This window comes from Prauserella endophytica, from assembly GCF_005146945.1.
GTDB lineage: Bacteria > Actinomycetota > Actinomycetes > Mycobacteriales > Pseudonocardiaceae > Prauserella_A > Prauserella_A endophytica.
Map to the genome: position 1 here is coordinate 523,383 of NZ_SWMS01000001.1, position 17,526 is coordinate 540,908.

A 17,526-nucleotide genomic window follows, 5' to 3' on the forward strand; every position below is an offset into this window, starting at 1 on the left:
CTTTGTCGTCACACCCAATACGAGACGCGAGCACGGTAGTTGCGCATCACCAACAGCGCCAGGGCCCAGCCGACGATCGTGAAGGCGCCGACCACGACCCAGTGGTGCCAGCTCTGCTCGTTGCCGATCAGCGGCGCGCGCACGAGCTGGATGAAGTGGTACAGCGGGTTCAGCTCGGCGACGAGGTCCCGCCAGCCGACGCTCTCCCCGAACTTGTCCTTGAGGATGTCGGTGGACCAGACGATCGGCGTCATGAAGAACAGCAGGTTGATCAGGCTCGAGACGACCTGCGGGATGTCGCGGAACCGTGTGGAAGCGATGCCGAACAGCAGCACGACCCAGCCCGCGTTGATCGCCACCAGAACGAAGGCCGGGATGGCGAGCAGCACGCTCCAGCTCAGGCCCGGCTGGGGGACACCGCCCTCGGTGATCGAGTAGCCCGACGTGGTCACCGGGCCCCAGAAGATCGCGATCACGATCACGTAGATGACCATGTTGTGGGCGAGCATGATGCTCTGCCGCCACACCGTGCGCAGTACGTACACCGACAGCGGAGCGGGCAGATGCTTGATCAGCCCCTCGTTCGCGATGAACGTGTCCGTGCCCTCCGTCAGGCACCCCAGAATGAAGTACCAGACGATGAAGCCGGCCGTGATGTAGGGCAGGAACGTCCCGATCTCGGCGTCGAACAGTTGCGAGTACAGCAGGCCGAGACCGAGCGCGGTGATGCCCATGCTCAGGGTGATCCACAGTGGCCCGAGCACCGAGCGGCGGTACCGCTGCTTGATGTCCTGCCAGGCGAGGTGGCCCCACAGCTCGCGCTGCCGGGCGCCGTCCCTGAGGTCGGCGAACGCGCGGCGGAAGGTTCGGCTGTCCGAAGCGGGTGGTGCCGAAGTCATCGTGGGCGTTTCCGTGGGGTCAACGGTGCTTGTGGCGTGCACGAGATACGAGGGTACTGGCGACGGATGAAGGCGATCGCGCGCGTCCGCCTCAACCCGTGAGCCGCACCACGACCTGGCAGTCTTCGTAGGAGTACGCCTCGTACGAGAACTGCACACCTGTGCGCTCGGCGTATTCCCGCCACGCCCGGTACTCGTGGTCCTGCCAGCCGGGGTAGTTGAAGAACTCGTCGAACGCGATCACGGATCCCGCCCGCAACCGGGGTCCGACGAGGTCGAGCACGGTCTTCGCGGAGCTGTAGAGGTCGCTGTCCACGTGCACGAAGTCGACGGGCTGCCCGTGCTGCTCCAGGAAGGCGGGCAGCGTGTCGGCGAAGAGCCCGACCACCAGTTCCGCACCCGGTACGTCCGGTAGGTCCGTCCTCGCGAACGCGCCCGCGGGCATCCCGGCCAGCCACGGCTCGGGCAGGCCCTCGAACGAGTCGAAGCCGTACACCTCGCCGCCGTCGCGGGCCTCCGCGATGTGCCGGAGGGTGTTGCCGGAAGCGACGCCGAACTCCAGCGCGAGGCCGCCCTCGGGGGCCAGCGAGAGCGCGTAGCGCAGCGTCTCCCACGGCTTGCGGAAGTGCCGTGCGCCGATCAGGTGCTGGCGGGCGAAGCGGTGGCTCTCGGCCGCGGCCTCGCGGTCGCCCGCGTACACGATGTCGCGCCGGCTTCGGACCTCGAACTCGACGACCCGGTCGAGCAGGCGCGCCGTGTCCCGCCGCAGCTCGGTGACCTCCCGCTCGAGTCGTTCCAGCTTGCGCAGCTGTGGGGCCTGCGCAGCCTCGACGGCGCGAACGAGTTTCGCGCGCAGTGCGTGCCGGAGGTTTCGGCGCATCACCGGATCATAGGCGCAGGACTGCGCCGTTCGGAGCACTCGGTAGCTGTGTGTGTACGCGTTGCGCACTGCCGGTGTGCTGATAGCTTGCGTTCACATGGATAGCGACGTCCGGGCGCCGAACCTCCTGAGGAGCCTGCTCGAGGCGTACGCCGACCGCCCCGATCCGCGCTCGGTCGCCGTCGTGGGCAACCAGCCGCTCGCCCCGGACGAGCAGCGGGCCAAGGCCATCGATTCGTGCGACCTCGTCTTCCGGGTCAACGGCTTCGTGTGCGACGAGCCGGGCGGGCGGCCCACCGTCGGCCACCGAACGCACGTCGTGGTGTTCAACCGGGCCCTGCGGGCCACGAAGTGGGTGTTCGACGACTACCCCTCGCGGCTGTACCTGCTGGTGGAGCCGGGCAGGCTGCACTGGGAGCCCGAGGACATCCCGCAGTGGTGGCCCGCCGATCTCGGCTTCGTCCCCGTGTCCAACCGCGACGTGACGCTGCCGCTGTCGGAGGCACTCGACCTGCCGACGCAGGCTGAGGGCACGTGGGCCACCACGGGCACGATGGCGGCGTGGATCGCGCGGACGTCCTTCCCCGACGCGGAGCTGGTGCTCACCGGCTTCTCGTTCATCGACGACCCACACCAGACGTCCTGGGAGCACGCGGCGGGAGATTCGTGCATCGTGGGACCGGAGCACCAGATCGCCGCCGAGGGCAGGCTGCTGGAGTCCTGGACCAGGACGGGCAACACCAAGTTCCTCCGCTGACCACCGAGAACCCCAAAGGAAAACATGCAGTGAACCCAGTGAACCCGTTGAGAGCGCTTCGTCAGGGCGCCGCCGCGAGGCTCGCCAGGCTCGTCGACTTCCGCATCGACGACCGTATGCGCGGGCACGTCGAGCGCATCGAGCGGCACGCCGGGCGGCTCGCCGAGCAGGAGCGGCGGGTCGCCGACCTGGCGGCGGAGCTCGACCGGGTCCGCGGCGACCTGCGCTGGACGACCGGCGAGGTGGAGCGCCTGATCCCGCACGTCGCCGCGCAGGAGGCCCGGCTGGAGGACCTGCGCGCCAAGATCGCACTCACTCCGCCCGCCGACAAGGCGGAGCTGGCCGAGGCGCGCTCGCTGGTCGAGGAGGTGCAGCGCCAGCACGCCCAGGTGCGCGTGCGGCTCACGGGGATCGCGCGGTACGAGGAGCGGCTGCGCAAGCTGGAGGACCGTGCGGGCGCCAGTGGACACTGAGGCGCGGCTATCCGTCCGTGAGGCAGGCGTTCGCGACGCCGAGCTGCTGCTGAGCTGGCGCAACGACCCGGAGACGCGGCGCTGGTCGCGCGCCAGCGAAGTCGTCCCGCTCGCCGACCACGTGCGCTGGCTCGAGAGCGTGCTGGCCTCGGCGGACCGGCTGCTGTTCGTCGCCGAGGCGGACGGGCCCGTGGGCACGGTGCGGTTCGACCTGGTGTCCGACGCCCCCGAGGGCACGTGGGAGGTCAGCATCACCGTCGCCCCCGAGTGCCGCGGAAGGGGCCTCGCCGGAGCCATACTGGCGGCGGGCGAGTGCGAGCTGCGCAGGCGGCAATCCGCGCGGTGCGTGCTCGCGAGCGTCCACGAGGACAACTCGGCGTCCGTGGCCCTCTTCCGCAAGGCCGGCTACACCGGCACCGAGACGGCCGGGCCGTTCCGGGTGCTCACCAAACCACTGGAGAATGCCTAGCCATGGCTGCCACGTCCGTCGTCATCGGTAAGCACGACATCGGGCCGGAGCACGCGCCGTTCGTGATCGCGGAGGTGTCCGGCAACCACAACGGCGACCTCGACCGCGCGCTCGCGATCGTCGACGCGGTGGCCGAGTCCGGGGCGCAGGCAGTGAAGCTGCAGACCTATCGGCCCGACACGATCACGATCGACGTGGACGGTCCCGCGTTCCGGCTCAGCGAAGGCCACGAGCTGTGGGGCGGGCAGAACCTGTACCGCCTCTACGAGCAGGCGCACACGCCGTGGGAGTGGCACGAGCCGCTGTTCCGCCGCGCCCGTGAGCGCGGCCTGGAGGTGTTCTCCAGCCCGTTCGACCCGACCGCGGTGGAGCTGCTGGAGTCGCTCGACGCGCCCGCGTACAAGATCGCGTCGTCGGAGATCGTCGACCTGCCGCTGATCGAACTGTGCGCGCGGACCGGCAAGCCGCTGGTGATCTCCACCGGCATGGCCACGGTCGCCGAGATCGACGCCGCGGTGCGCACCGCGCGCGAGGCGGGCAACGACCAGCTGATCGTGCTCGGCTGCACGGCCAGCTACCCGGCCGCGCCGGAGGAGAGCAACCTGCGCGGCCTGCCGTTGCTGGCCCAGGTGACGGGTGCCCTGGTCGGTCTGTCGGACCACACGCCGGGCCTCGGTGCCCCGGTGGCAGCCGTGGCGCTGGGAGCGTGCGCGATCGAGAAGCACGTCACCCTCTCTCGCGGCGACGGCGGCGTCGACTCGGCGTTCTCGCTCGAGCCCGCGGAGCTCGCGGCGCTGGTCACGGAGACGCGGCGGGCGTGGCAGGCGTTGGGCGAACCGGTGCTGGGGCCCAAGGAGAGCGAGCGCGAGGGCCTGCGGCTGCGCCGATCGCTGTACGTCGTCGAGGACGTGCGGGCGGGCGATCCGGTGACCGAGCGGAACGTGCGCTCGATCCGGCCGGCGGGTGGGCTGTCTCCCGGTGACATCGCGAAGGTGCTCGGCCGGACGTTCCGCGTCGACGCGGTGAAGGGCACGCCCCTGAGCTGGGACCTGATCTAGGCCGTGCCTGACGCGGCCTAAGCCCCGAAGAACGACCGCACCGACGTGATCACCCGGTCTACATCGGACTCGGTCAGGTCAGGGAACAGCGGCAGGGACAGCTGTTCGGAGTAGAACCGCTCGGCGTTCGGGCACAGGCCGCGGCGGTAGCCGAGGTCCTCGAACACGGGGTGCCAGTACACGGGGATGTAGTTCACCTGCACGCCGATGCCGAGCCCACGCAGGTGGTCGAACAGCGCCCGGCGCCGTCCGTCGAGCACGCGCAGCGGGTACAGGTGCCACATCGGGTCCGCGCCCGCCCTCGTCACCGGGGTCCGTACGCCGTCGAGGTCGGCGAACGCCTTGTCGTAGCGCGTGTGGATCGCCGCGCGGCGCCGCTTGAACTCCGCGAGCCGTCGCAGCTGGCTGCTGCCCAGCGCGCACAGCACGTCCGGCAGCCGGTAGTTGAGCCCGAAGGCGTGCACCTCCTGGTGCCAGCCGCCCTCGTCGGGGTACCGCTGGGCGGCCCGGTCTCGCACGAGGCCGTGGTTGCGGAACGCCCTCGCCCGCTCCAGCAGCCGCTCTGACGCGCTCACCACGGCACCGCCTTCGGCCGTGGTGAGGTTCTTGGTGGCGAAGAACGAGAACGTCGTCAGGTCGGCGAGCGAGCCGACCGGCCTGCCGCGCCACGAGCCGCCGATCGAGTGCGCGGCGTCCTCCAGCAGCAGCGCGCCCGCCGAGTCGGCGACGGTTCGCAGCTCGTCCAGCTCCGCGGGGTGGCCCGCGTAGTCGACGGCGGCGACCACCTTCGTGCGGCTCGTCAACGCCGCGCGGGCCGCGTGCGGGTCGAGGTTGCCGGTGTCGGGCTCGACGTCGGCGAACACCACCTTCGCGCCGTGCAGCGCCGCGGCCGACGCCGTCGCGACGAACGTCATCGGGCTGGCCACCACCTCGTCGCCGGGCCCGAGACCCGCTGCCGCGTAGGCCACGTGCAGTGCCGCCGTGCCCGAGGTGACCGCCACCGCGGGGGTTCCGCCCGTCTGCGCCGCGAGGTCGGCCTCGAACCGCTGCACCGCGGGGCCCGTGGTCAGCCAGTCGCCGCGCAGCACCTCGGCGACGGCCGCGAGGTCGTCGTCGCCGATCGACTGGCGCCCGTAGGGCAGGAACGGCTCACTCATGTTCGGCGATCAGCTCCTGCAGCTGGCCGGTGTCGAGCCAGAGGTCGTTGGTGTCGGAGCGGTAGGCGAAGCCGTCCGGCACCGGCACGCCACCCTCCGGCGGCTCGTAGCCCCAGCCCGCGATGTGCGGCTGTACCACATAGCGGTCCTCCAGCAGCAGTGTCCGCCGCGAGTCGTCCGGCGCGATCATCTCCTCGTGCAGCTTCTCGCCGGGCCGGACGCCGACCTCGTGCATCGCGCTGCCGGGGGCGATCGCCTGCGCGAGGTCGACGAGCCGCATGCTGGGAATCCTCGGGACGTACAGCTCGCCGCCGTGCATCTGGTCGAAGGAGTCCACCACGAAGCGCACCGCCTGCGGCAGCGTGATCCAGAAGCGCGTCATCTCCTTGTGCGTGATCGGCAGCGACTCGCCGCGCTCGGCGAGCGAGCGGAAGAAGGGGATGACGCTGCCGCGCGAACCCATCACGTTGCCGTAGCGGACCACGGCGAAACGGGTGGGGTGGGTGGCGGCGTAGTGGTTGGCGCTGATGAACATCCGGTCGGCGCACAGCTTGGTGGCGCCGTAGAGGTTGATCGGGCTCGACGCCTTGTCGGTGGAGAGCGCCACGACCTTGCGCACGCCGGTGTCGATGGCGGCCTCGATGACGTTCTGCGAGCCCATCACGTTGGTCTGGACGAACTCGAAGGGGTTGTACTCGCCGGTGTCGACCTGCTTGAGCGCGGCGGCGTGCACCACGTAGTCCACGCCGTGCATGGCGCGTTCGAGCCTGCGGCGGTCGCGGACGTCGCCGATGAACCAGCGCAGGCGGGGGTCGTCGCCGAACTGCCTGCGCACCTCGTACTGCTTCAGCTCGTCGCGGGAGAGCACGACCAGCCTGCGCGGGTTGAGCTCGGCGAGCGCGTGGGTGATGAAGGCCTTTCCGAACGAGCCCGTACCTCCGGTGAGCAGGATGCTCGCACCGTCGAGCTCGGCCATGGGGTTACCTCCGCGTTGCAGGCGTATGGACTCCGGCCATCATGTCACCCATGCGCGAGCCGACCGTCGTGAACGTCGTCATCCAGGCGAGGGCGTCGTCGACGCGGTTGCCGGGCAAGGTGCTGCGTTCGCTGGGTGGTCGCAGCGTGCTCGGCTGGGTGGTGCGGGCTGCGTCGGCGACGCCGGGGGTCGACACGGTGGTGGTGGCCACCTCGGACGCGCCCGACGACGACTCGGTGGCCGACGAGGCGGCGCGGTGTGGTGCCGAGGTGGTGCGCGGCCCGCTCGACGACGTGCTCGCCCGGTTTCTGCTCGCGTGCGAGCGGTACCCGGCCGACGCGGTCGTGCGGCTCACGGCGGACTGCCCCCTGCACGACCCGGCGCTGATCGCGCAGCTCGTGGCGTTGTGGCGGGCACAGCCGGAGCTGGACTACGTGAGCAACGTACTGGTGCGCACGCTGCCGCGTGGGTTCGACGCCGAGCTGGTGCGCGTGCCGGTGCTCACCGAGCAGGCGGAGGAACCGAGGGGGCCACACCGCGAGCACGTCACGTCGGGTGTGCACGGGCGGCCGGAGCGTTATGCGTGCGCCGGTATCGTCGTGTCGCCGCCCGCCGGCGACCTTCGGGTCACGCTCGACACCGAGCAGGACTGGACGGTGCTGGAGGGCGTGGTCGCGGAGCTGGGCGACCGCGTCCCGGCGTGGCGGGAGGTAGTGGACGTGCTGCGGCGGCGTCCGGACCTGGTGGCGGTGAACGCGGACGTGGAGCAGAAGGCGGTGCGGTGAGGATCCTGCTGCGAGCGGACTCGTCGCGACAGATCGGGGCCGGGCACATCTCGCGCATGGTCGCGCTCGCCGAGCAGGCCACGCCGCGCGGCTGGACGGTCGCCTTCGCCGGGCACACGGACAACGCCGACTTCCTCGCGGCGCGCTTCGCCGAACTGGGCGTTCCGGTGCTCGGGCCCGAGACGCGCGCGGACGGCTACGACGCGGTGGTGGTGGACCACTACGGCATCGGCGAGGTGCGGGCCGAGGTGAACGCCGCCGGTGCGCGGCTGGTGTCCTTCGAGGACGGAGTGTTCGGCAGGCGGGCGGCGGACGTGGTGGTGGACTGCGGGCTGGCACCCCAGCCGCGCCCCGACGACGGCTCCGGCTCGGTGCTCACCGGCGTCGGCTACGCCCCGCTGCGGCAGGTGGTGCTCGAGGCGAGGGACAAACGGAGAGCGAGGGAGCTTTGCTCCCGCGAAACGGGAGTAAAGCTCCCTCGCTCCCACGACGGGGGCGACGCGAAAGCTCCACACGTGCTGGTGGTGCTCGGTGGGGGCGGGGTCTGGCAGGAGACCGTCGCCGCGCTGCTGGAGGCCCTGCGCGCCACCGGCAGGCCGTGCACCGTCGAAGCCCTCGTGCGCGGCGAGCCCACTCTCCCCGAACCAGGACCCGGCCAGCGCTTCGTCGTGTCGCCACCCGGCCCGAGCCTGCACGGCAAGCTCGTCGACACCGATCTCGTCGTCAGCGCCTCCGGTGTGACCCTCCTCGAACTGTGCTGCATCGGCGTGCCGACCGCGCTCGTCCAGCTCGTCGACAACCAGGCCGCCGGCTACCGCGCCGCCGTCGACGGGGGCCTCGCCGCGGGACTCGGCAACGCCGCCGCGTTCGACAGCCCCACCACTGCCACCGCGACCCTCGCCACGCTGCTGGCCGAGCCCGCCGCGCGCGAGCGCCTCGCCGCCACGGCCTCGGCCGCCGTCGACGGCCACGGCGCCGCGCGCGTGCTCGACGCGCTCGAAGGAGCCGTGCGATGAGCAAGGCGGCCAGGTCGGGCCTGTTGCTGGGGCTCGCCGTCCTGTTCGCGTTCGGCACGTGGCTGGCGTGGGCGTTCGTGATCGACGACGCGTTCATCACCTTCCGCTACAGCAAGCACCTCGCCGAGGGGTTCGGTCCCGTCTGGAACGTCGGCGGCGACGCCGTCGAAGGCTTCACCAACTTCGCCTGGATGCTGTGGCACGGGCTGTTCGCGTCGTTCGGCGCCGACCTGCTGACCGTCGCGAAGGTGACGTCGCTGGTGTTCGGCGGCGTGACGCTCGTGCTGCTCGTGCGCGCCACCGACGGCGTGGGAGCCGTCGTCGCGGGCACCGCGTTCGTGCTCTTCCTGCCCACCTACTTCCACCTCAACAGCGGGCTCGAAACGGTCGCCTTCGCCGCCGTGCTGCTGCGGCTGGTGATCGTCGCGCTGCACGTGATCGACGAGGACCGGGTCTTCGACTGGGAGCCGCCACTGCTGCTCCTGCTGCTCGCGATGCTGCGGCCAGAGGGTCTGCTCGCCGGACTGCCCGCGTTCGCCGTGTGGTTCTGGTACTCCCGCCGGATCCCCACGGCGCGCTGGGGGCTCGGCGCGCTGGTGGTCGTCGGCGCCGGGTACTTCCTGTGGCGCTGGATCTACTACGGGCAGCTGCTGCCGAACACCTTCTACGTCAAGTTCGGCGACGTGGCCGCGGGCTCGGACTGGGCCGGACGGACGGCGCTCGCCCTCGCCCCGCTGCTCGTGCTCACGCTCGCCCTGCTCGTCGTCAAGGGGCTGTGGTTCAAGGGCCTGCTGCTCAGCCTCACGGTGGCGGCCACGTACGCGCCGTACGCGATGTCCGGCCTCACGATGGACTACCTGCACCGCTTCGCCTACCACGCCTTCCCGGTGCTGTGCCTCGGCGCCGGCATCGCTGTCGCCGCGATCGGTCACCGCCTGGCGAGCGCAGCGGTGGGCGCGGTCGCCGTCGGGTGGGTCGCTGTTACCGGAGCAGTGGCCTCAGATCTGCCGACGATCGCCAACTACGGCGTGGACCTCCAGCGCGCACACGTCGCGATCGGGCAGGGCCTCGCCGAGTCGGGTGTGCCGGAGGAGGCGCGCACCCTGGCCGTCAGCGACGCAGGCGCGATCCCTTACTACAGCGACTGGCGGTCGATCGACTACATCGGACTCAACGACGAGGCGATCGCCCACGGCGCCGACCCCACCTCGATCGTGAGCAAGGCACGGCCGACCGTGGTCGTGGTGACAGGGATCGGGCCCGAGATCCCAGCGAACAAGTACGGCCTGGACGTGGACGCCGCCACCGCGGGGTACCAGCTCGTGGCCCGGATCCAGATGCGCGAGGACTACTGGCAGAACGTCTTCGTCCTGCCGCAGTGGGCGCCCCAGGTGAGTACCGCCGTCACCGCGAGCACCGATGCGGCACGGCTGACCTACGACCCAGGGCGCTACGAGCTGACCATCGACCGGTGGCTCGGCCGGCTCAGCGGCCGCTGAACCCAACCGCAGTGAAGGCCACCATCACTGCGTTCAACGCAGTGATGGTGGCCTTCACTGCGGACGTCGGGCTCGGCGCACCGCTCAGAGGTACTGGCCGGGGTTGCCGATCGACGGGCCCTGCTCTCCGCCACCCGTGCCGGGCGGGAGCCCGCGCCGCATGTGCTCCAGCTGCACGCGCGCGGCCATCTGCTGGGCGAACAGCGCCGTCTGGATGCCGTGGAAGAGGCCTTCCAGCCAGCCGACGAGCTGGGCCTGCGCGATCCGCAGCTCCGCGTCCGAGGGCGTGGTGTCGTCCGTGAACGGCGCGACCAGCCGCTCCAGCTCGTTCTGCAGCTCCGGCGCGAGCGCCTGCTCCAGCTCCTTGATCGAGGTCTGGTGGATCTCGCGCAGCCGGTTGCGGGAGGCGTCGTCGAGCGGTGCCGCGCGCACCTCCTCCAGCAGCTGCTTGATCATGGTCCCGATCCGCATGACCTTGGCCGGTTCCTCGACCATGTCGCCGACGGACTCGTTCTTGTTGTCCCCCTCAGCGCCGGGACCGATCCGTGCCGCACCCACCGGAGCGCCATCCGGGCCCACGACCACCACGTGGTGTGATTGTTCCCCTTCTTGGCTACCGGCCGTGTGTGAATTCGGGAAATTCGGCTCCGTCATATGCTCCATCCTGGCTCATTTCGGAAGTACTTCACAGCGCTTCGACACACCCCACATCCGAGCGTAGCCGGAACCGTCGCTGACCGTGTTCACCAGGGCAACCCCGAACGCGCAGCGAAACTACGGCTCCGTACGGTGTGCTCATGGCGTTTGACGTCGCTCGGATACGTGGGTTGTTTCCCGCACTGGGTGACGGCTGGATCCACTTCGACGGTTCCACCGGAATGCTCGTTCCAGAACAGGTCGCCTCGGCGGTGTCGACGGCGATGCGGGCTCCGGTTTCGGGGCCTGGCGGAGCATTTCCGGCCTCCCAGCGCGCGGAGAGCATCGTCGCGGCCGCGCGCCGTGCGGTCGCCGATCTCGTCGGCGCCGACCCCGACGGCGTCGTGCTCGGCCCGAGTGCCTCGGTGCTGCTGAGCCGCCTCGTCGACTCGCTGTCCGAACGCTGGACGCTCGGCGACGAGGTCGTGGTGTCGCGGTTGGACGAGCCGGCGAACATCGCGCCGTGGCTGCGTTCCGCCAAGCGGATCGGCGGGGCCGTCCGCTGGGGCGAGATCGACATCGAAACGTGCGAGCTGCCGGCCTGGCAGTACGAGAACCTCGTCAACGCGCGCACCAAGGCGGTGTCGCTGACCTGTGCGTCGGGCTCCGTCGGCACGCGGCCCGACGTGCCGACGGTCGTGGAGATCGCCAAGCGCGTCGGCGCGCTGGTGGTCGTCGACGCCACCTACGCGGCGCCGTTCCTGCCGCTCGACGTGAATTCGCTCGGCGCCGACGTGGTGGTGTTGTCGGCGCAGACGTGGGGCGGCCCCGCCGTCGGTGCGCTCGTGTTCCGCGACCCGGAGCTGCTGGAGCGCCTGCCGTCGGTGTCGCTCGATCCGAGTGCGCGCCGCGCGGCGCGACTGGAGCTCGGCCCGCATGCCTACCCGCTGCTCGCGGGCCTGATCGCCTCGATCGACTACCTCGCCGGGCTCGACGACGCGGCCTCGGGCTCCCGCCGCGAACGGCTGCTGACCTCGCTCGGTTCGGCCAAGTCGTACCACGCCGGGCTGCTCGCCCAGCTGTCCACCGAGTTGCGCTCGCTGCGGCACGTGATGGTGATCGGCGACGCCATGCGGCGGATCCCGGCGCTCGCGTTCGCCGTCGCCGAGCGCAAGGCCGCCGAGGTCGCGGAGTACCTGGCGTCGCAGGGGCTGTGCGCGTTCGCCGACGAGGGCACGAGCGGAGTGTTCGCGGCACTGGGCGTGGGCGAGGTCGGCGGCGCGGTCCGCATCGCCCTCGCCCACTACTCCAACGTCTTCGAGATCAACCAGCTGGTGCGTGTGCTCGAAGAGCTCGCCTAGGACTTCGCGGTCAGCACGACCTTGCCGAAGACGCCGCCCTCTTCGAGCGCTCGATGCCCGTTCGCGGCCTCGGCCATCGGGATGACCTGGTCGATCACGGGTCGCACGGAGCCGTTCTCGATCAGCGGCCACAGTCGCTCGCGGACGTCGGCGACGATCCGGCCCTTGTCCTCGACCGGCCGGGCGCGCAGCGTGGTCACCGCGACGCTGCCGCGCTTGGCGCCGAGCTTGCCGAGGTTCAGCTCGCCCTTCACCCCGCCCTGGAAACCGATCACGACGAGGCGACCGTTGGTGGCGAGCGCGTCGACGTTGCGGCCGAGGTACTTGGCGCCCATGTTGTCGAGGATGACGTCGGCGCCCCCGGTCTCCTTCTTGAGCTCCTCGACGAAGTCCTGCTCGCGGTAGTTGATCGTGAGGTCGGCGCCGAGCTGACGGCAGCGCTCCAGCCGCTCCGCCGAGCCCGCCGTGACGGCGACAGTCGCGCCGAGCGCCTTTCCGACCTGGATCGCGTGGGTGCCGATGCCGCCCGCGCCGCCGTGGCAGAGCAGCACGTCGCCCTCGCCGAGGCCCGCGTGCATGACGACGTTGGACCACACGGTGCAGGCCACCTCGGGCAGCCCCGCCGCCGAGATCAGCTCGACCTCGCCGGGCACCGGCAGCAGCTGCACGGCCGGGACGACGACCTTCTCGGCGTAGCCGCCACCGGCGAGCAGCGCACACACCTCGTCGCCGACCTGCCAGCCCTCGACGCCCTCGCCCAGCTCGGCGACGGTGCCGGAGCACTCGAGGCCCAGCACGTCGCTTGCGCCGGGCGGTGGCGGGTAGTGGCCCTGCCGCTGCAACAGGTCCGCCCGGTTGACCGCGCTCGCGGCCACGTCGATCAGCACCTCACCGGCGCCGGGGGACGGGTCGGGCACTTCGGTCCACTGGAGGTTCTCCGGACCACCTGGCTCGCTGATCGTGATCGCGTGCATACGGGGACCCTACGTCACACCGCAACCCGGCCTTTCCTACGAATGGCGCTTGACCTTACGTGCAGGAGACACGAAAGTGACGCTCCTCAGTCACGAAGGGGACGTGTCTATGTCATCCAGCAGAGGGAAGCTCAGACCTGCCATCGTGCTCGCGGCCTGTGCCGGGCTCGTGCTCACCGGCTCCGCCACCTCGGTCGCCGCGCCGGACGCGGGCGACCGGCTCGCCGACACGCTCGCGAAGAAGGTCGACGTCGGCAACATCAACCGGCACCTGATCGCGCTGCAGCGGATCTCCGACGCCAACGGCGGCAACCGCGCGGCGAGCAACCCCGGCTACGACGCCTCCGCGGAGTACGTCGCGGGCAAACTCGAAGCCGCGGGCTACACCGTGACCCGCCAGGAGTTCCCGTTCACGTACACCGAGACGCTGGCCGAAAGCCTGGTGGTGGGCGGCACCGACGTGCCGATCATCATCATGAGCTACAGCCCGTCCACGCCCGAGGGCGGCATCACCGGCCCGCTCGCGGTGATCGAGTCCGACGACACCCCCGGCTGCGAGGCCACCGACTACGGCGACGTCACCGGCCAGATCGTGCTCGTGGAGCGCGGATCGTGCCCGTTCGCGCAGAAGCAGGCCGCCGCCGCCGACGCGGGCGCGATCGGCGCGATCGTCTACAACAACGAGCCAGGCCCCCTCAACGGCACGCTCGGCGACCCGAGCGCGGGACGCGTCCCGACCGGCGGCATCAGCCAGGAGGACGCGCAGCCGCTGCTCTCGCAGCACGGCGCCGAGACCACGCTGGAGCTGCGTGCCTTCGAGGAGGAGCGCACGAGCTACAACGTCATCGCCGAGACCAAGACCGGCCGTAAGGACAACGTCGTGATGGCGGGCGCCCACCTCGACAGCGTCACCGAAGGCGCCGGCATCAACGACAACGGCACCGGTTCGGCCGCGCTGCTGGAGACGGCGCTGCAGCTGGGCGGCAAGCCCAAGGTCAACAACGCGGTGCGGTTCGCGTGGTGGAGCGCCGAGGAGTTCGGGCTCGTCGGCTCCACGTACTACGTCAACTCCCTGTCGTTCGAGCAGCAGCTCGACATCGCGCTGTACCTGAACTTCGACATGGTCGGCTCGCCGAACGCGGGCTACTTCGCCTACGACGGCGACGACTCCGACGGCGAGGGCGAGGGCGCGGGCCCGTACGGCTCCGCGCAGATCGAGCAGTCGTTCATCGACGCGCTCGCCACCAGGGGTATCGAGCCGGAGGGCACCGATTTCAACGGCCGCTCCGACTACGGCGAGTTCATCGCGGTGGGCATCCCGGCGGGTGGCCTGTTCACCGGCGCCGAGGGCGTGAAGACCGAGGAGCAGGCCGCGAAGTGGGGCGGTGAGGCCGGAGTCGCCTACGACCCGTGCTACCACCAGGCCTGCGACAACCTTGGCAACGTCGACCGCCTGGCGCTCGACCGCAACGCGGACGCGATCGCTCGCGTGGCAGCCAAGTACGCGATCAGCACCGAGGAGATCAACGGGGTGACGCCGAAGGGCGCGAAGAACAAGGCGAAGCTCGCCGACCAGCGGTCGGCGCAGCGGACCCTCGCGGCCGAGGGGCACACGCACGGCGCGGCCGCGTAGCGGTTGAGCCCGACCGGGCCCCTCGGCAGGTGGGAGGGGCCCGGTCGTGGGCACAAAAAATGCCTGGGTGCGGTTGGTCTGCTGCCACCGCACCCAGGTCTACCGAGGTTGTCCAGTTGTCTTGCGGTCGACCGCGACGCGGGCCGGCGTGGAACGCTGTGGTGCGGTCACAGAAACCGTACCGAAGCAGTGCTCGAGAACGCCGTCTGCGCGAGAAGACGCTTGAACACCCGGGCTGCTCACAATCGCGGCTGGGCCGGTTCAAGCCGCCCCACCCGTGGGGACACAGCGGGCGGACAACCGCAGGAAATCATTTGTCACAGCACCACCTGGCCCTTTCCCGGCGGGGTCGTCCAGCTGGTGCTCCGGTGTGGAGTCCAATCTGCCGGTCCGACTCCTCCGTACCCCTCAGCATCCCCCTTCCGTCCCGAGGTCACAACCGCTGGGAGTTTCCACCATCCGGTGATTCCACCACCATGCCAACGCGGTGGGAGTGTTGTCGGGGCCAGGACCTACTCTCCGTAGCATGACCCAGGTTCCCGGCGAGGTGCGCTGGCTATCGGATACGGAGATGGCCGCGTGGCGGTCCTACATCGTGTCGACGCTGCGACTGCGGCAGTGCCTCCACCGCGAGCTCGTCGAGAGCCACGACGTCTCGCTGATCGACTACGAGGTGCTCGTGTGCCTTTCGCAGGCGCCGGAGAACCGGATGCGCATGACGGAGCTGGCCACCATGCTCGGGTCGACCAAGAGCCGGCTGTCCCACCAAGTCGGGCGCATGGAGCTCGCGGGCTACGTCCGCAGGGGCAAGGACCCAGGGGACCGGCGCGGGGTCACGGCCGAGCTGACGAAGGCGGGCGAGGAGCTGCTGGAAAGCGCCGCGCCGACCCACGTGCGGGGCGTCCGTGCGCACCTGATCGATCTGATGAGCACCGAGGAGCAGGTGACGATGGGGAAGGTCTTCAACCGCGTGCTCACACACCTGACGGAGCAGGACGACTGACGCGTTAGGCTGAGCGACGGGGAAGCGTGGCAGAGCGGCCGAATGCACTCGCCTTGAAAGCGAGCGACGGGCAACCGTCCGGGGGTTCAAATCCCTCCGCTTCCGCAGCTGTGACCAGGCGATATGCCGGGCGAGGGTCAACGCCTCGCCCGGCATATCGGCCCTGGGGTTGCAGTTCGGGTTGCAGTTGCACCCTTCAGACGGCCACTGGTTGCCCTGCTGAACCGTCGTCGCCGTCGTCTTCGTCGGCCCAGAACAGCCCGCCGATCTGGTCCGCGATCGACGTCATGAGGTCCGTCGTCATGTGCTGGTAGCGCGCCGTCATGCCGACGGCCGACCAGCCCATCACCTCCATCACCGCCCGGCCGGGAACGCCGAGCACCAGCAACATCGTGGCGGCGGTGTGCCGCGCGTCGTGGCGGCCCGCTTCCTTCAGCAGCGCCTTCCACGCCGTGTGATCCGTGCGTGGGTGAATCGGCTTGCCGACCGGGCTCGCGAAGACCCAACCTTCGTCATGCCACAGATCCCCGGCCTGCCTCCGTTCGCGCTCCTGGTCGCGTCGGTGATCCTTGAGCGCTCGCAGAACCGGGTGTCGGCAACGCGACAATGCGACGGCCAGCGCGTGACTTCACCTCCTGCGTGACAACACCGCCGCCATGCCTTCGCGGGCAGTGCCCGGCGTGCCGGTGGCCGCATGGTTCCTCCGGCGTGCAGCCGTGTTGCCACTTCTGGCTGTGGAGGTCTCGTTCAACACCGAATGGGGGCTGGTTTCGACACCACTCGGTTCGTGAGCTGCGCCTGTGTTGGTGAGTTTCGCCATCACTCCTGAAGTGGGCAGGCACGGACGGACTGGGTTTGGATCGGTTCGGGCTCAGGCGTGTCTCGATAGCGGTCGGCGACTGCTTGTGCCCGAGTGTGCAGGGAAGCGCGTAGTTCGGGCGGGGCGAGCGCTTCGGCGTCGGTACCGAGTTGCCACAGCGCCCACTCTGCGTGCCAGAGGTCTTGGAAGGTGGCTTCGAGGCGTAGCCAGCCGTCTGGTTCGGGCTCTTCCGCGCGAACGGCTTCGGCCATGTCGAGGAGGTCATCCCGGCGCGCGGGGCTCACCCGTACCTGGACGGGGATGTGGCCCTCGGACAGGAACTCGGCGCAGCGTTGTGCCCAGATGTGTTCGAGGTCGACCTGATCTGGTCGCTGCGCTGGTTCGGCAAGTTCTTCGGCGGCGTGGACCCGCGCTATTCGCATGGTCCGGTCGGTGCCGGATTCGGTGGCCAGGAGGTACCCCTTGTCTCGCACGGTGACCAGGCCGATCGGGTCCACCGTGCGCCACTGGGGTGGCTGGCCGCGCGAGGCGTAGTGGATCCGCAACTTGCGTCCGGCGAGAACCGCGCGTCGCACCACCCTCAACGTGGCGTCGGGCAGCGAGTCTTGGCTCAGGCGACGGGAGAGCAGGTCGGTCTCGGGGTTTACAAGGAATCGCTGTGCCGCGTTGTTCGCGGCGTTCTGGTGGCCTTCGGGGAGCGCGTCAACGATCTTCCGCATCGCTGAGGCGAGAGCCGTTCCGAGTCCGAAGGTGTGCTCGCTGGGCCCCGAGCCGGCGGTGAGCAGCGCGAGGGCCTCGTCGTGGTTCAGGCCCGTGAGCTCGGTCCGGAACCCCGGTAGCAGCGAGTACCCACCGTGCCGGCCACGTTCGGCATAGACGGGGACGCCGGCCGCGGAAAGCGCTTCGATGTCGCGCAGGACGGTGCGCGGGGAGACCTCGAGCTCCTTGGCCAGGGCGTCCGCGGTCAACTGGCCGCGCTGACGCAGCAGAAGGACCAAGGACACCAGCCGGTCAGCTCGCACGACGGAGACGCTACCGAATACCTGACACAAGGTGTCGTGATTCAGCGTCAGGGTGGTAACGCGCCGCTGAACCGCGGCGACGCGCGAATGCGGGCAACTCGCCGATGG

Annotated in this window: 18 protein-coding genes and 1 tRNA gene; 11 read left to right on the forward strand and 8 right to left on the reverse strand. The window is 70.2% G+C overall.

Annotated elements, in window-relative coordinates:
- Positions 1-8: 8 nt before the first annotated feature.
- Both wzm and FCN18_RS02615 read right to left on the reverse strand, forming a co-directional pair.
- Positions 9-899, reverse strand: a complete 891-nt coding sequence (gene wzm, locus FCN18_RS02610; protein WP_112266154.1) for a galactan export ABC transporter permease subunit Wzm/RfbD — start codon at positions 897-899, stop codon at positions 9-11.
- A gap of 91 nt (positions 900-990) precedes the next feature.
- Positions 991-1,779: a class I SAM-dependent methyltransferase gene (locus FCN18_RS02615; RefSeq protein ID WP_137093040.1), complete on the reverse strand. Its 789-nt coding sequence runs from the start codon at positions 1,777-1,779 to the stop codon at positions 991-993.
- Positions 1,780-1,876: 97 nt separating this feature from the next.
- Here FCN18_RS02615 and FCN18_RS02620 point away from each other — a divergent pair, with 97 nt between their 5' ends.
- Genes FCN18_RS02620 through pseI form a run of 4 tightly spaced genes read left to right on the forward strand, consistent with a single transcriptional unit; the run spans position 1,877 to position 4,536 of the window.
- The gene (locus FCN18_RS02620) at positions 1,877-2,536 is read left to right on the forward strand and encodes a hypothetical protein (protein WP_407675765.1); all 660 of its coding nucleotides are present in this window, start codon (positions 1,877-1,879) and stop codon (positions 2,534-2,536) included.
- Between the two features lie 29 nt (positions 2,537-2,565).
- Positions 2,566-3,009 carry a hypothetical protein gene (locus FCN18_RS02625; protein WP_112266156.1) on the forward strand — a complete coding sequence of 148 codons (444 nt, stop codon included), beginning with the start codon at positions 2,566-2,568 and terminating at the stop codon, positions 3,007-3,009.
- Positions 2,999-3,478 carry a GNAT family N-acetyltransferase gene (locus FCN18_RS02630; protein WP_137093042.1) on the forward strand — a complete coding sequence of 160 codons (480 nt, stop codon included), beginning with the start codon at positions 2,999-3,001 and terminating at the stop codon, positions 3,476-3,478. The genes FCN18_RS02625 and FCN18_RS02630 overlap by 11 nt, the downstream gene beginning before the upstream one ends.
- Positions 3,479-3,480: 2 nt before the next feature.
- Positions 3,481-4,536, forward strand: coding sequence for a pseudaminic acid synthase (pseI, locus tag FCN18_RS02635; RefSeq protein WP_137093044.1), 1,056 nt, complete (start codon positions 3,481-3,483; stop codon positions 4,534-4,536).
- Between the two features lie 17 nt (positions 4,537-4,553).
- Here the strand turns inward: pseI and FCN18_RS02640 are convergent, their stop codons facing one another.
- Together FCN18_RS02640 and pseB are read right to left on the reverse strand one after the other, a co-directional pair.
- Positions 4,554-5,693 (reverse strand): DegT/DnrJ/EryC1/StrS family aminotransferase, encoded by a 1,140-nt coding sequence (locus FCN18_RS02640; RefSeq protein WP_137093047.1) that lies wholly within the window; start codon positions 5,691-5,693, stop codon positions 4,554-4,556.
- Complete coding sequence (gene pseB, locus FCN18_RS02645) at positions 5,686-6,669, reverse strand: UDP-N-acetylglucosamine 4,6-dehydratase (inverting) (protein ID WP_113642713.1); 984 nt, start codon at positions 6,667-6,669, stop codon at positions 5,686-5,688. Before pseB ends, FCN18_RS02640 begins: the two co-directional genes overlap by 8 nt.
- Positions 6,670-6,719: 50 nt before the next feature.
- Here pseB and FCN18_RS02650 point away from each other — a divergent pair, with 50 nt between their 5' ends.
- From FCN18_RS02650 to FCN18_RS02660, 3 genes are read left to right on the forward strand one after another with little or no spacing between them, the layout of a single operon-like run.
- The gene (locus tag FCN18_RS02650; protein ID WP_206077788.1) at positions 6,720-7,454 is read left to right on the forward strand and encodes a cytidylyltransferase domain-containing protein; all 735 of its coding nucleotides are present in this window, start codon (positions 6,720-6,722) and stop codon (positions 7,452-7,454) included.
- Positions 7,451-8,470, forward strand: coding sequence for a spore coat protein (locus FCN18_RS02655; RefSeq protein WP_137093051.1), 1,020 nt, complete (start codon positions 7,451-7,453; stop codon positions 8,468-8,470). Before FCN18_RS02650 ends, FCN18_RS02655 begins: the two co-directional genes overlap by 4 nt.
- Entirely contained in the window at positions 8,467-9,969 is a 1,503-nt protein-coding gene (locus tag FCN18_RS02660; protein ID WP_137093053.1) for a hypothetical protein, read from the forward strand. The genes FCN18_RS02655 and FCN18_RS02660 overlap by 4 nt, the downstream gene beginning before the upstream one ends.
- A gap of 84 nt (positions 9,970-10,053) precedes the next feature.
- On the opposite strand, the gene FCN18_RS02665 is transcribed toward FCN18_RS02660, so the two are convergent.
- Complete coding sequence (locus FCN18_RS02665) at positions 10,054-10,623, reverse strand: bacterial proteasome activator family protein (RefSeq protein WP_170200497.1); 570 nt, start codon at positions 10,621-10,623, stop codon at positions 10,054-10,056.
- Positions 10,624-10,766: 143 nt separating this feature from the next.
- Between FCN18_RS02665 and FCN18_RS02670 the strand changes: the two genes are divergently transcribed.
- Positions 10,767-11,966 carry a cysteine desulfurase-like protein gene (locus FCN18_RS02670; RefSeq protein ID WP_112266174.1) on the forward strand — a complete coding sequence of 400 codons (1,200 nt, stop codon included), beginning with the start codon at positions 10,767-10,769 and terminating at the stop codon, positions 11,964-11,966.
- On the opposite strand, the gene FCN18_RS02675 is transcribed toward FCN18_RS02670, so the two are convergent.
- Positions 11,963-12,940 (reverse strand): NAD(P)H-quinone oxidoreductase, encoded by a 978-nt coding sequence (locus FCN18_RS02675; RefSeq protein WP_113642710.1) that lies wholly within the window; start codon positions 12,938-12,940, stop codon positions 11,963-11,965. The genes FCN18_RS02670 and FCN18_RS02675 overlap by 4 nt on opposite strands.
- Positions 12,941-13,049: 109 nt before the next feature.
- Here FCN18_RS02675 and FCN18_RS02680 point away from each other — a divergent pair, with 109 nt between their 5' ends.
- The 3 genes from FCN18_RS02680 to FCN18_RS02690 all read left to right on the forward strand — a co-directional run bounded on the left by FCN18_RS02680 (position 13,050) and on the right by FCN18_RS02690 (position 15,681).
- A complete protein-coding gene (locus FCN18_RS02680; RefSeq protein WP_112266178.1) occupies positions 13,050-14,573 on the forward strand; it encodes a M28 family metallopeptidase in 1,524 nt (507 codons plus the stop codon).
- A gap of 526 nt (positions 14,574-15,099) precedes the next feature.
- Complete coding sequence (locus FCN18_RS02685) at positions 15,100-15,576, forward strand: MarR family winged helix-turn-helix transcriptional regulator (protein ID WP_112266180.1); 477 nt, start codon at positions 15,100-15,102, stop codon at positions 15,574-15,576.
- 20 nt (positions 15,577-15,596) lie between these two features.
- Positions 15,597-15,681 (forward strand) — tRNA-Ser (locus FCN18_RS02690).
- Between the two features lie 91 nt (positions 15,682-15,772).
- On the opposite strand, the gene FCN18_RS40015 is transcribed toward FCN18_RS02690, so the two are convergent.
- Complete coding sequence (locus FCN18_RS40015) at positions 15,773-16,183, reverse strand: tyrosine-type recombinase/integrase (protein ID WP_228713592.1); 411 nt, start codon at positions 16,181-16,183, stop codon at positions 15,773-15,775.
- A gap of 212 nt (positions 16,184-16,395) precedes the next feature.
- Entirely contained in the window at positions 16,396-17,418 is a 1,023-nt protein-coding gene (locus tag FCN18_RS02700) for a helix-turn-helix transcriptional regulator (RefSeq protein ID WP_137093055.1), read from the reverse strand.
- Positions 17,419-17,526 lie beyond the last annotated feature (108 nt).

Coding starts and splice junctions, on each gene's coding strand:
- FCN18_RS02680 (WP_112266178.1), top strand. CDS start 13,050: ATGTCATCCAGCAGAGGGAAGCTCAGACCTGCCATCGTGCTCGCGGCC.
- FCN18_RS02665 (WP_170200497.1), bottom strand. CDS start 10,623: ATGACGGAGCCGAATTTCCCGAATTCACACACGGCCGGTAGCCAAGAA.
- FCN18_RS02650 (WP_206077788.1), top strand. CDS start 6,720: ATGCGCGAGCCGACCGTCGTGAACGTCGTCATCCAGGCGAGGGCGTCG.
- FCN18_RS02620 (WP_407675765.1), top strand. CDS start 1,877: ATGGATAGCGACGTCCGGGCGCCGAACCTCCTGAGGAGCCTGCTCGAG.
- FCN18_RS02640 (WP_137093047.1), bottom strand. CDS start 5,693: ATGAGTGAGCCGTTCCTGCCCTACGGGCGCCAGTCGATCGGCGACGAC.
- pseI (WP_137093044.1), top strand. CDS start 3,481: ATGGCTGCCACGTCCGTCGTCATCGGTAAGCACGACATCGGGCCGGAG.
- wzm (WP_112266154.1), bottom strand. CDS start 899: ATGACTTCGGCACCACCCGCTTCGGACAGCCGAACCTTCCGCCGCGCG.
- FCN18_RS02675 (WP_113642710.1), bottom strand. CDS start 12,940: ATGCACGCGATCACGATCAGCGAGCCAGGTGGTCCGGAGAACCTCCAG.
- FCN18_RS02670 (WP_112266174.1), top strand. CDS start 10,767: ATGGCGTTTGACGTCGCTCGGATACGTGGGTTGTTTCCCGCACTGGGT.
- FCN18_RS02685 (WP_112266180.1), top strand. CDS start 15,100: ATGACCCAGGTTCCCGGCGAGGTGCGCTGGCTATCGGATACGGAGATG.
- FCN18_RS02660 (WP_137093053.1), top strand. CDS start 8,467: ATGAGCAAGGCGGCCAGGTCGGGCCTGTTGCTGGGGCTCGCCGTCCTG.
- pseB (WP_113642713.1), bottom strand. CDS start 6,669: ATGGCCGAGCTCGACGGTGCGAGCATCCTGCTCACCGGAGGTACGGGC.
- FCN18_RS02615 (WP_137093040.1), bottom strand. CDS start 1,779: ATGCGCCGAAACCTCCGGCACGCACTGCGCGCGAAACTCGTTCGCGCC.